The sequence below is a fragment of the Bradyrhizobium sp. LCT2 genome (assembly GCF_009931255.1).
In the GTDB taxonomy this organism is placed as follows: domain Bacteria; phylum Pseudomonadota; class Alphaproteobacteria; order Rhizobiales; family Xanthobacteraceae; genus Bradyrhizobium; species Bradyrhizobium diazoefficiens.
The window spans coordinates 3,962,521-3,973,451 of the sequence record NZ_CP034432.1 but is presented as its reverse complement, the minus strand read 5'-3'; the positions used below and the strand labels follow the sequence as shown (position 1 = coordinate 3,973,451).

13 protein-coding genes are annotated in these 10,931 nt (G+C 65.4%); 7 read left to right on the top strand and 6 right to left on the bottom strand.

Going from position 1 to position 10,931, the window contains the following annotated elements:
• Positions 1–41: 41 nt before the first annotated feature.
• The 4 genes from EI171_RS19050 to EI171_RS19035 all read right to left on the bottom strand — a co-directional run bounded on the left by EI171_RS19050 (position 42) and on the right by EI171_RS19035 (position 2,923).
• On the bottom strand, positions 42–950 hold the full coding sequence (locus EI171_RS19050) for a MoxR family ATPase (protein ID WP_011088409.1): 909 nt from the start codon (positions 948–950) through the stop codon (positions 42–44).
• 62 nt (positions 951–1,012) lie between these two features.
• A complete protein-coding gene (locus EI171_RS19045) occupies positions 1,013–1,819 on the bottom strand; it encodes a xanthine dehydrogenase family protein subunit M (RefSeq protein ID WP_028173408.1) in 807 nt (268 codons plus the stop codon).
• A 36-nt stretch (positions 1,820–1,855) separates the two neighbouring features.
• Positions 1,856–2,341, bottom strand: a complete 486-nt coding sequence (locus EI171_RS19040) for a (2Fe-2S)-binding protein (protein ID WP_027560187.1) — start codon at positions 2,339–2,341, stop codon at positions 1,856–1,858.
• A 135-nt stretch (positions 2,342–2,476) separates the two neighbouring features.
• Complete coding sequence (locus EI171_RS19035) at positions 2,477–2,923, bottom strand: carbon monoxide dehydrogenase subunit G (RefSeq protein WP_011088412.1); 447 nt, start codon at positions 2,921–2,923, stop codon at positions 2,477–2,479.
• Positions 2,924–3,095: 172 nt separating this feature from the next.
• On the opposite strand from EI171_RS19035, the gene EI171_RS19030 reads away from it, so the two are divergent.
• From EI171_RS19030 to EI171_RS19020, 3 genes are all read left to right on the top strand, one after another.
• On the top strand, positions 3,096–4,451 hold the full coding sequence (locus EI171_RS19030) for a 3-carboxy-cis,cis-muconate cycloisomerase (RefSeq protein ID WP_161534385.1): 1,356 nt from the start codon (positions 3,096–3,098) through the stop codon (positions 4,449–4,451).
• A gap of 72 nt (positions 4,452–4,523) precedes the next feature.
• Positions 4,524–5,306, top strand: coding sequence for a 3-oxoadipate enol-lactonase (gene pcaD, locus EI171_RS19025; RefSeq protein WP_028173405.1), 783 nt, complete (start codon positions 4,524–4,526; stop codon positions 5,304–5,306).
• 128 nt (positions 5,307–5,434) lie between these two features.
• Positions 5,435–5,827, top strand: coding sequence for a carboxymuconolactone decarboxylase family protein (locus EI171_RS19020; RefSeq protein WP_011088415.1), 393 nt, complete (start codon positions 5,435–5,437; stop codon positions 5,825–5,827).
• On the opposite strand, the gene EI171_RS19015 is transcribed toward EI171_RS19020, so the two are convergent.
• Complete coding sequence (locus EI171_RS19015) at positions 5,789–6,313, bottom strand: hypothetical protein (protein WP_060908117.1); 525 nt, start codon at positions 6,311–6,313, stop codon at positions 5,789–5,791. The two genes, EI171_RS19020 and EI171_RS19015, sit on opposite strands and share 39 nt — an antisense overlap.
• Before the next feature lie 275 nt (positions 6,314–6,588).
• The gene (locus tag EI171_RS19010; RefSeq protein WP_028173403.1) at positions 6,589–6,774 is read right to left on the bottom strand and encodes a hypothetical protein; all 186 of its coding nucleotides are present in this window, start codon (positions 6,772–6,774) and stop codon (positions 6,589–6,591) included.
• 277 nt (positions 6,775–7,051) lie between these two features.
• Here EI171_RS19010 and EI171_RS19005 point away from each other — a divergent pair, with 277 nt between their 5' ends.
• Genes EI171_RS19005 through EI171_RS18990 form a run of 4 tightly spaced genes read left to right on the top strand, consistent with a single transcriptional unit; the run spans position 7,052 to position 10,873 of the window.
• Positions 7,052–7,969 (top strand): branched-chain amino acid ABC transporter permease, encoded by a 918-nt coding sequence (locus EI171_RS19005; RefSeq protein WP_011088417.1) that lies wholly within the window; start codon positions 7,052–7,054, stop codon positions 7,967–7,969.
• Positions 7,970–8,028: 59 nt separating this feature from the next.
• A complete protein-coding gene (gene livM, locus EI171_RS19000) occupies positions 8,029–9,306 on the top strand; it encodes a high-affinity branched-chain amino acid ABC transporter permease LivM (RefSeq protein WP_370141135.1) in 1,278 nt (425 codons plus the stop codon).
• Complete coding sequence (locus EI171_RS18995; RefSeq protein WP_011088419.1) at positions 9,303–10,136, top strand: ABC transporter ATP-binding protein; 834 nt, start codon at positions 9,303–9,305, stop codon at positions 10,134–10,136. Before livM ends, EI171_RS18995 begins: the two co-directional genes overlap by 4 nt.
• A complete protein-coding gene (locus tag EI171_RS18990; RefSeq protein ID WP_011088420.1) occupies positions 10,133–10,873 on the top strand; it encodes an ABC transporter ATP-binding protein in 741 nt (246 codons plus the stop codon). The genes EI171_RS18995 and EI171_RS18990 overlap by 4 nt, the downstream gene beginning before the upstream one ends.
• Positions 10,874–10,931: the final 58 nt, after the last annotated feature.

Here is a 10,931-nt window from a genome sequence, read left to right as displayed (position 1 = left end):
CTACGCGCGCCCCGGAATGACGGGCGCAATTTGACGCGAGATCAATCCTCGCTCGTCGCTTCCTTCAGCACCTTCTGCAGGGTGTCGCCCTGCATGCGGGTGATGTCGTCCTGGTACTTGAGCAGCGCGCCCAGCGTGTCACCGACCACCTGCGGGGTCAGCGAGCGGGCGTCGAGCTCGGACAGCGCGGTGGCCCAGTCGATGGTCTCGGCGACGCCCGGCGACTTGTAGAAGTCCTGGTTGCGCAGCGCCTGGACGAAGCGCACCACCTGCTGCGACAGCTTTGTGGAGATGCCGGGCACGCGCGTCTTGACGATCGCGAGTTCGCGCTCGGCGGCGGGATAATCCACCCAGTGATAGAGGCAGCGCCGCTTCAGCGCGTCGTGGATCTCGCGGGTGCGGTTGGAGGTGATGATGACGATCGGCGGATACGGCGCCTTCACGGTGCCGAATTCGGGGATGGTCACCTGGAAGTCACTGAGGATTTCCAGGAGATAGGCTTCGAACGCCTCGTCGGCGCGGTCGAGCTCGTCGATCAGGAGCACCGGCGGACCGGCGACGTCAGGCTCCAGCGCCTGGAGCAGCGGCCGCTTGATCATGTAGCGGTCGGCGAAGATGTCGCTCGACAGTTGATCGCGATCGGTGTCGCCGGCAGCTTCCGCCATCCGGATCGCGATCATCTGCGCGGCGCTATTCCACTCGTACACGGCCGAGGAGACGTCGAGGCCTTCGTAGCACTGCAGGCGGATCAGCTTCCGCCCCAGCGCCGCCGACAGCACTTTTGCGATCTCGGTCTTGCCGACGCCGGCCTCGCCTTCGAGAAACAGCGGCCGGCCCATGCGCAGCGACAGATACGTCACCGTCGCGAGCGACCGCTCGGCGAGATAGCCGCGCGACGTCAGGAGTTCGAGCATCGCATCAACCGATGCCGGCAGGGCGGCTGAAGTCATGAAAGGCCAGTCTTGGTTACGCCCTCACCGGGGCAAGTCGTTGGGCCAGTTGGTGAGGCCCATCATTCCTTGGCATTGGCGGCGTCGACGGCCCGCCGCGTCAGCACCCCGATGAGGTGCGCGCGGTATTCGGCACTGCCGTGGATGTCGCTGTTGAGACCCTCGGCCGGCACCTCGATGCCATCAAGGGCTTTCGCCGAGAAGCGCTTCTTCAGGGCTTCCTCGAACGCGGTGACGCGGAACACGCCTTCGGAGCCGGCGCCGGTGACGGCAACGCGCACGTCCGACGGACGCCGCGCCACGAACACGCCGACCAGCGCGTAGCGCGAGGCCTGGTTGCGGAACTTGATGTAGGCGGCCTTCTTCGGCAGCGGGAACATCACCTTGGTGATGATCTCGTCGGCCTCGAGCGCCGTCGTGAACAGGCCCTGGAAATACTCCTCGGCCTTGAGGCGGCGCTTGTTGGTGACGATGGTCGCCCCGAGCGCAAGCACCGCGGCCGGATAGTCCGCGGTCGGATCGTTGTTGGCGAGCGAGCCGCCGATCGTGCCCTTGTGGCGCACGGCGGGATCGCCGATTCCGCCGGCAAGGCTCGCGAGCGCCGGGATCGCTTCGCCGACGACGGCGGAGGTCGCGACCTCGGCGTGCTTGGCGGTGGCGCCGATCACCAGCGAGCGGCCCTTCATCTCGATCGCGTTGAGCCCCTCGATGTGGGAGAGGTCGACCAGATGCGGAGGGCTCGCGAGGCGCTGCTTCATGACCGGAATCAGCGTGTGGCCGCCGGCGATCACCTTGGCGTCTTCGTTCTTCACCAGGAGGTTGGCGGCCTGCCGAACGGTCCCGGGGCGATGATATTTGAATTCGTACATCTGAATGTCCTGATCGCGGGATGCGCGCGTGTCGATTTAGGCGAGGTCGGATTTCGCCATCGCCTTGGCGCCGGCGGAGATCGAGGCGACGATGTTCTGGTAGCCGGTGCAGCGGCAGAGATTGCCTTCCAGCTCCTCGCGGATGGTGTGGTCGTCGACCTCGTGCCCCTTGCGATGGACGATGTCGATCGCGGTCATGATCATGCCGGGCGTGCAGAAGCCGCACTGCAGGCCATGGTGTTCGCGGAAGGCTTCCTGCATCGGATGCAGCGGCGCGCCGTCGGCAGCCAGCCCCTCGATCGTCTTGACCTCGTGGCCGTCAGCCATCACGGCAAGCGTGGTGCAGGACTTCACGGCCTTGCCGTCGAGATGCACGACGCAGGCGCCGCACTGCGAGGTGTCGCAGCCGACATGGGTGCCGGTCAGCCGCAGATTCTCGCGCAGGAACTGCACCAGAAGCGTGCGGGGATCGACGTTGGCCGTCACAGGATTGCCGTTCACGATGAGGGAGATTTTCGCCATAAGCACTCTCTATCAGCGCCCCGACGGGTCCCGTCGAAGCGGTTCTTATAATTATTCCAACCCATCATATGGGCCATTATGCCCCGGGGCAACATCACCCCGGACGCAAGGCGCCATGCCGAAAGGCGATAGCCTTCAGCCCTGTACCGCCTTGGCGAAGTTCGCGAAAAACTCGTCGGCCAGCTTCTTGGCGGCGCCGTTGATGAGGCGTTGTCCGAGCTGCGCCAACTTGCCGCCGATCTGCGCCTCGACGTCGTAGGAGAGCAGCGTGCCGCCGTCCTTCTCCGCCAGCTTGACCACGGCGCCGCCCTTGGCAAAGCCCGCCACCCCACCCTCGCCTTCGCCGGAGATCTTGTAGCCGTTCGGCGGATCGAGATCGGAGAGCGTCACCTTGCCCTTGAAGCGCGCCGACACCGGGCCGACCTTCATTTTCGCTGTGGCGCGAAAGCCGCCGTCGTCGGTCTTCTCCAGCTCCTCGCAGCCGGGGATGCAGGCCTTCAGCACCTCGGGATCGTTGAGCTTGGCCCACACAGCCTCGCGCGGCGCCGCAAGCTGGACTTCGCCGTTCATCGTCATGGCCATGGGGTGCCTCCCGGGATCGTGCAATTATAATGCTGTTCAAGTAACGCACGTAGGCCGCAAAGGAAAGGGCGGCCTCCGGCCACGTGCAATGCATATTCGCAACTGCAAAAAATCTTGCGCGGTCGGTTTTGGATTGGCACAGGCGGGCCATGATGGTTAGGTCCCGCGCAACATGAGCACAGCCCTCTCCCCCCTGCTTGCGCCGATGCTGTCGAGCGCCGCCATGCGCGCCGTCTGCGACGACCGGTCAACGCTCCAGAACATGCTCGATTTTGAGGCAGCCTTGGCGCGCGCCGAAGCCGCCACCGGCGTGATTCCCGCGGCCGCCGTGGGCCCGATCGAAACCGCCTGCAAGGCGGATACCTTTGACATCGCCGCGCTGGCCGAGGCCGCGACACGGTCCGGCAATCTCGCGATTCCCCTGGTCAAGGCGCTGACCGCCAACGTCGCGAAGGCCGATGCGGAGGCCGCACGCTACGTGCATTGGGGCGCGACCAGCCAGGACGTCATCGACACCGCGACCATGCTCACGCTGCGCGCCGCCATCGACGCGCTGGATGCCGACCTCAGCCGCGCCATCAAGGGTTTTGCCGCACTGGCGCGCAATCATCGCAACACCGCAATGGTGGCGCGGACCTGGCTCCAGCACGCGCTGCCGATGCCGTTCGGGCTCAAGGCCGCCGAATATGCCGCAAGTCTTGCCCGCGCCCGCTGCCGCCTCAGGCGGCTCTCCCGCGACGGCCTCGCGCTGCAATTCGGCGGCGCGGCCGGCACGCTCGCGGCCCTCGGCGACAAGGGGCTCGTCGTCGCGGAGCGACTGGCGCAAGAGCTCAACCTGCCGCTGCCGGAAGCACCCTGGCACACCCATCGCGACCGCATCGCGGAAGCCGCATCGGCCCTTGCGATTCTCGCCGGAAGCTGCGGCAAGATCGCGCGCGACGTCTCGCTGATGATGCAGACCGATGTCGCCGAGGCGTTCGAGCCGGCCGGCGAAGGCCGCGGCGGCTCCTCGACCATGCCGCACAAGCGCAACCCTGTCGCAGCCGCAAGCGCGCTGGGATGTGCCACCATGGCCCCGCAGCTCGCCGCGACGATTTTTGCCGCGCAGGTACAGGACCACGAGCGCAGCGCCGGCCCCTGGCATGCGGAATGGCCGACGCTGCCTCAACTGATGCTGGTCACTTCGGGCGCGCTCGCCGCCATCGTCGACATCGCCGAGGGCCTGGACGTCGATGCCGCGCGCATGCGCAGCAATCTCGATGCGACGCACGGGCTGATCATGGCCGAGGCGGTCACCTTTGCGCTGGCCGAGAGGATCGGCAAGAGCGATGCGCATCATCTCATCGAGGCCGCGAGCAAGCGCGCGGTCGCCGAGAAGAAGCATCTGCGCGAGGTTCTCGCGGCCGATTCGCAGGTCACAGCGCATCTTTCGCCGGAAAAAATTGCGGCATTGTTCGAGCCGATGGCCTATCAAGGGGCTTCCCAAGCCATGATCGACCGGCTGCTCGACAGCCTCGAGCGAGATTGATTGTTTGAGCATGATCTCTTCGGAAAACCGCTCCACACTTTCCCGGATCATGCTCCAGAACGGAGACGCCGCATGCCCATGATCGATGCCGACGGTTGCCTGATCAACGTCTCCGTCGAAGGCCGCGACGGCGGGCCGACCTTGATGCTGTCCAATTCGCTCGGCTGCACGCTTCAGATGTGGGAGCCGCAGATGAAGGCGCTGACGCAGGTGTTCCGCGTCATCCGCTATGACCGCCGCGGCCACGGCAAGTCGAACGTTCCCCCCGGCCCCTATACGATGGAGCGCTTCGGCCGCGACGTGCTGGCGATCCTCGACGATCTCAACATCGAGAAGGTGCATTGGTGCGGCCTGTCGATGGGCGGCATGGTCGGGCAATGGCTGGGCGCGAACGCGCCGGAGCGCTTCGGCAAGCTCATCCTCGCCAACACCTCCTGCTACTATGCCGAGCCGACCAAATGGCTGGAACGCATCGATGCCGTGAAGAAGGGCGGCATCGCGGCGGTGGCCGATGCCGTGATCGCGGGTTGGCTCACCCAGGATTTCCGCGAGCGCGAGCCTGACATCACCGCCCGGATGAAAGCGATGCTGCTCGCCTCACCCGTGGAGGGCTATCTCGCCTGCTGCGAGGCGCTGTCGACGCTCGACCAACGCGAGCTGCTGCCAAAGATCAAGAGCCCGACATTGGTGATCGCCGGCCGCCACGACATGGCGACGCCGATCTCGGCGGGCGAGCTGATCCGCTCGAAAATTCCCGGCGCCAACATGACCATCATCGACGCCGCCCATATTTCCAATGTCGAGCAGCCGCACGCGTTCACCGATGCGGTGGTGGGGTTCCTGACGCAACGCTGATTGCGCCTGTCGTCATTCCGGGGCGATGCAAAGCATCGAACCCGGAATCTCGATCGGCATTCACAACCTCGAGATTCCGGGTTCGCCTCTTCGAGGCGCCCCGGAATGACTGATCCGGAGAAACAAACATGGACGACCAGAAGCGCCGCGATGCCGGCATGAACGTGCGCCGCAAGGTGCTGGGCAATGCCTGGGTCGACAAATCAGTCGCCAATCGCAATGCCTTCAACACCGATTTCCAGGATCTGATCACGCGCTACGCCTGGGGCGAGATTTGGACGCGGCCGCATTTCGACGAGCGCACAAGGCGGGTGCTGGTCATCGGCACCATGGTCGCGCTCGGACAATGGGACGAATTCCGCCTGCATGTGCGCGCGGCGCTCGCCGAGGGCGGCTTCACGCCCGACGACATCAAGGAAATCCTGCTCCAGCAGGCGATCTATTGCGGCGTGCCGGCGGCGAACCACGCCGTCAAGGAGGCCTCAGCGATTGTGCAGGAGCTCGGCCTGCTCAAGACCTAGCGGCGCGGCGGCCTCGGCGCTCTTGGGTGCCGCCACAGGGCGCTCGATCACCATCACGATCGCAGCCCCCAGCAGCAGCAAGAGCTCGGTCGCGTGCAGCCGGAGCGCGTCCATCTCGCCGACCTTCGAGGCCATGACCATGCTCGCAAACGAGATCACGCTGCCGATCGCCAGCGCAATGCCGAGCGCCTCGTCACTGCCGCCATTCCTGCGGACGCGGGGAATGCACAGCAGCGCGAGGTAGATCGCGAAGAACGCCACCACGGTCAACCGTCCCAGCGCCAGCAGCCAGGCCGCGCGCACCGTGTCCATCCCCGCCATCTGGAGATTGTCGCTGAGGAACAGCGCGACCGCGACGCTCGGCCGTTCGTAGAGGCCGTGCACCGGCGCCACCATGATGTTGAAGGCGACCAGCGTCCAGGCGGGGATGAAATAGGCCGCCAGCAGCGCGCCGTTGACCGAGTCGATCCGCCAATTCCTGAACATGCCGCTTCCCGCTTCGCCTGCCACGCGCCTTCGATGGGAAGGCTTTGCCGGGAGCTAACTCGCATCAGTCCGTGGCGGCAATTTAAACCCTTTGTTTACCTTAACGGGCACCCGCACACGTCGTCATTCCGGGATGGTGCGTCAGCACCAGACCCGGAATCTCGAGATTCCGGGCTCGGCTCTTCGAGCCGCCCCGGAATGACGCCAAGCAACGAAAAAAAGGCCCCACCTTGCAGCGGGGCCCTTCTTCACTCCTCACTCACTGGGCTCCCAAACTAGTTGTCCTGACCGCGCTGGCCACCATGCTGCTGGCCGGGCTTGTCACCCTGGCGCATCGGATCCTGCTGCTGCTGTCCGGGTTTCTGCCCACCGCCCTGCTGCTGCCCTGGCTGCTGACCTGGGCGCTGCTGGCCGGGGTTCTGAGTCTGCTGACCCGGATTCTGGTTCTGCTGCTTCGTCATCGGGGGGAACTCCCTTGTTGGACGTCAGAGGGAAGCTAACAACCGCCCTCGGATTTGGTTGCCACACGGAACCGGGTTCCTCGCAGCTGCGGAACCCGGAGACGACATCCGTAACCAAATGAGTTCTGTACAAGCCCTTATGCCGAGGCCTGCCCAGTTGCGGCCGCCAGTTCCCTCCTGTTACAAAACGAGAAGAATGCTCAAGGGCTGCCGGGGCCCAAGAACTCTCTCGAAGAGCTCCCTTTGAGCCCGCGTCAAGTTTGGGTAACGGCAGCCTATGGATTATTTCGCCCAACAGCTCATCAACGGCCTCGTGCTCGGCTCCATCTACGGCCTGATCGCGATCGGCTACACGATGGTCTACGGCATCGTCGGCATGATCAACTTCGCCCATGGCGACGTCTTCATGATCGGCGGCTTCATCGCCCTGATCACCTTCCTGATCCTGATCTCGCTCGGCCTGACCGCGATCCCGGTGATCCTGCTCGTCGTGCTGCTGGTCGCGATGGCGATCACGGCGCTCTATGGCTGGACCATCGAGCGCATCGCCTACCGGCCGCTGCGGCATTCCTTCCGTCTCGCCCCGATGCTGTCGGCGATCGGCATGTCGTTCGTGCTGACCAACTATTCGCAGGTGGCGCAAGGCGCCCGCGTCAAGCCGATCCCGCCCTTCATCACCGGCGGCTACACGCTGCATGAGAGCGCGGACGGCTTCGTCATCCAGCTCTCCAACATCCAGATCATGGTGGTCATCACCACCATCGTGCTGCTGGCGATCTTTACCTGGCTGGTGTCGCACACGCGGCTCGGGCGCGACATGCGCGCCTGCGAGCAGGACCAGACCATGGCGGCCCTGCTGGGCGTCGACGTCGACCGCACCATCTCCATGACCTTCGTGATCGGCGCCGCGCTCGCCGCGGTCGCGGGTTTCATGTACCTGCTCTATTACGGTCTGGTCGATTTCTTCATGGGCTTCGTCGCCGGCATCAAGGCCTTCACGGCGGCCGTGCTCGGCGGAATCGGCTCGCTGCCGGGCGCCATGCTCGGCGGTCTTGCGATCGGCCTGATCGAGACGTTCTGGTCGGCCTATTTCTCGGTCGAATACAAGGACGTCGCGGCATTCTCGATCCTGATCGTCGTGCTGATCTTCATGCCGACCGGCCTGCTCGGCCGTCCCGAAGTCGAAAAAGTCTGACGGACCGCCGCGTGACAGCCATTCCGCACGAGACCAAGCACGCAAGCCGCACCGCCGGCATCACCTATATCCTGAAAAAATCCCTGCTCAGTGCACTGGTCGCGCTGGTGCTGTTCTCACTGATGGTCGGCGTCCGGACCGAGGCCGGTTCCGACGGCCAGCTCACTTATTGGACGCGCTTCGGCGAGGTCGCAGCGCTTGTCGCCGCCGTGTTCGGCGGCTCGATCGTGATCGAGCTGCTCCGGCAATGGCTCGGCCCGACCGGCGCCGAGAAGCTGGTGCCGCCTGCAGTGCATCGCGGGATGTCGTTCGTCGGCCGCTACCTCGCGCCCGCGCTTTTGATCTTCACGCTGCTGGTGCCCGTCATCTTCTATAACCAGCGCTACATCCTCGACCTCGCGATCCTCGTGCTCACCTATGTCATGCTGGGCTGGGGATTGAACGTCGTGGTCGGCCTCGCCGGCCTGCTCGACCTCGGCTACGTCGCCTTCTATGCGGTCGGCGCCTATTCCTACGGCCTGCTCGCCACCAATTTCGGCTGGTCGTTCTGGATCTGCCTGCCGCTCGCCGGCATCCTCGCCGCGTTCTGGGGCGTGCTGCTCGGCTTTCCCGTGCTGCGGCTGCGCGGCGACTATCTCGCCATCGTGACGCTGGCCTTCGGCGAGATCATCCGCCTCGTCATCATCAACTGGCAGAGCCTGACCGGAGGCCCCAACGGCGTCTCCGGCATTCCCCGCCCCACCTTCTTCGGCATCCCGCTCGACAACAGCGACGACGGGCTCGCCGCCAAGCTCGGCATCGAGTACTCAGCGACCCACCGCATCGTCTTCCTATTCTATTTGATCCTGGCGCTCGCGCTGCTCACCAACTGGGTGACGATCCGTCTGCGCCGCCTGCCGATCGGCCGCGCCTGGGAGGCCTTGCGCGAGGACGAGGTCGCCTGCCGCGCGCTCGGCATCAACACCACGACCACCAAGCTTACCGCGTTCGCGACCGGCGCGATGTTCGGCGGCTTTGCCGGTGCGTTCTTTGCCACCCGCCAGGGCTTCATCAGCCCGGAATCCTTCACCTTCCAGGAATCGGCATTGGTGCTGGCCATCGTCGTGCTTGGCGGCATGGGCTCGCAACTCGGCGTGGCGCTCGCCGCGCTGGCCATGATCGGGGGCTTCGAGCTGTTCCGCAGCCTCGAGACCTACCGCATGCTGGTGTTCGGCATGGCCATGGTGCTGATCATGATCTGGCGGCCGCGCGGCCTGGTCGGCCATCGCGCGCCGACCGTGTATCTGACCAAGGCGCAGGCGATCTCCTCCGACCTCGTCAAGGAAGGGCACGGATGAGCGGCGACAAGATTCTCAACGTCGACCGGCTGACCATGCGCTTCGGCGGCATCGTTGCCGTGCAGGACCTGTCGCTCTCGGCCGAGCGCAAGAAGATCACCGCGCTGATCGGGCCGAACGGCGCCGGCAAGACCACGGTCTTCAACTGCATCACCGGCTTCTACAAGCCGAGCGGCGGCACCATTCGCCTCACCCATGACGATGGCCGGACGATCGCCCTGGAGCGGCTGAACGATTTCCGCATCGCCAAGCTGGCCAAGGTGGCGCGCACCTTCCAGAACATCCGCCTGTTTCCCGGCATGACCGCGCTGGAAAACCTGATGGTGGCGCAGCACAACGCCTTGATGCGGGCCTCCGGCCTCACCTTTCTCGGCCTGATCGGTGCGCCCGGCTATCGCGATGCCGAGAAGCGCGCGATCGATCTGGCCACCGACTGGCTCAGGCGGGTCAACCTGCTCGACCGCGCCGACGATGCCGCCGGCAATTTTGCCTATGGCGACCAGCGCCGGCTCGAGATCGCGCGCGCGATGTGCACCGAGCCCGCGCTGCTGTGCCTGGACGAGCCCGCCGCCGGCCTCAACGCGCGCGAGAGCGCCGCCTTGAGCGAGCTCCTGCTCTCGATCCGCAACGAGCTCGGCACCTCGATCCTGCTGATCGAGCACGACATGTCGGTGGTGATGGAAATCTCCGACCATATCGTGGTGATGGACCACGGCGTGAAGATCGCCGAAGGTTCGCCGCGCGCGGTCCGCGACGACCCCAAGGTGATCGCCGCCTATCTCGGCGCCGACGAGGAAGAAGCCGTGGCCGTGATGGAGAGCGGGTCGTGACTTCACCCACTCCCCTGCTCGCGATCCGCAGCCTTCGCGCCGCCTACGGCAAGATCGAGGCGCTGAAGGGCGTCGACGTCGAGATCAATGCCGGCGAGATCGTGGCGCTGATCGGCGCCAACGGCGCCGGCAAGTCGACGCTGATGATGACCATCTTCGGCAAGCCGCGGGCCCGTGCCGGCCAGATCCTGTACGAAGGCCGCGACATCACCGACGTGCCCACCCACGAGATCGCGCATTTGCGCATCGCGCAATCGCCGGAGGGACGGCGCATCTTCCCGCGCATGAGCGTGGCGGAAAACCTCCAGATGGGTGCCGATGCCACCGGATGCACCGATTCCGAGCGCGACGCGACGCTGGAACGCGTCTTCAATCTGTTTCCACGGCTGAAGGAACGCTACGCCCAGCGCGGCGGAACCCTGTCCGGCGGCGAGCAGCAGATGCTGGCGATCGGCCGCGCCTTGATGAGCCGTCCCCGCCTGCTCCTGCTCGACGAGCCCTCGCTCGGGCTCGCGCCGCTGATCGCGCGCCAGATTTTCGATGCGATCCGCACCCTGAACCGGCAGGACGGCCTAACCGTCCTGATCGTCGAGCAGAACGCCAACCATGCGCTCAAGCTCGCCCATCGCGGCTATGTCATGGTCAATGGCCTGATCACGCTGGCCGGGACCGGCGCCGAGTTGTTGCAGCGCCCCGAGATTCGGGCCGCCTATCTGGAAGGCGGCCGGCACGGCTGAGGCGGGCCATGTGCGGCCGAATGTGGCGAGATATCTCCGCCAATGCCCGTATTTTGCC

What these genes read in the sequence shown, in the direction of transcription:
- EI171_RS19050 (WP_011088409.1), bottom strand. Translation starts at nt 950, where the DNA reads ATGACTTCAGCCGCCCTGCCGGCATCGGTTGATGCGATGCTCGAACTC.
- EI171_RS19045 (WP_028173408.1), bottom strand. Translation starts at nt 1,819, where the DNA reads ATGTACGAATTCAAATATCATCGCCCCGGGACCGTTCGGCAGGCCGCC.
- EI171_RS19040 (WP_027560187.1), bottom strand. Translation starts at nt 2,341, where the DNA reads ATGGCGAAAATCTCCCTCATCGTGAACGGCAATCCTGTGACGGCCAAC.
- EI171_RS19035 (WP_011088412.1), bottom strand. Translation starts at nt 2,923, where the DNA reads ATGGCCATGACGATGAACGGCGAAGTCCAGCTTGCGGCGCCGCGCGAG.
- EI171_RS19030 (WP_161534385.1), top strand. Translation starts at nt 3,096, where the DNA reads ATGAGCACAGCCCTCTCCCCCCTGCTTGCGCCGATGCTGTCGAGCGCC.
- pcaD (WP_028173405.1), top strand. Translation starts at nt 4,524, where the DNA reads ATGCCCATGATCGATGCCGACGGTTGCCTGATCAACGTCTCCGTCGAA.
- EI171_RS19020 (WP_011088415.1), top strand. Translation starts at nt 5,435, where the DNA reads ATGGACGACCAGAAGCGCCGCGATGCCGGCATGAACGTGCGCCGCAAG.
- EI171_RS19015 (WP_060908117.1), bottom strand. Translation starts at nt 6,313, where the DNA reads ATGTTCAGGAATTGGCGGATCGACTCGGTCAACGGCGCGCTGCTGGCG.
- EI171_RS19010 (WP_028173403.1), bottom strand. Translation starts at nt 6,774, where the DNA reads ATGACGAAGCAGCAGAACCAGAATCCGGGTCAGCAGACTCAGAACCCC.
- EI171_RS19005 (WP_011088417.1), top strand. Translation starts at nt 7,052, where the DNA reads ATGGATTATTTCGCCCAACAGCTCATCAACGGCCTCGTGCTCGGCTCC.
- EI171_RS18995 (WP_011088419.1), top strand. Translation starts at nt 9,303, where the DNA reads ATGAGCGGCGACAAGATTCTCAACGTCGACCGGCTGACCATGCGCTTC.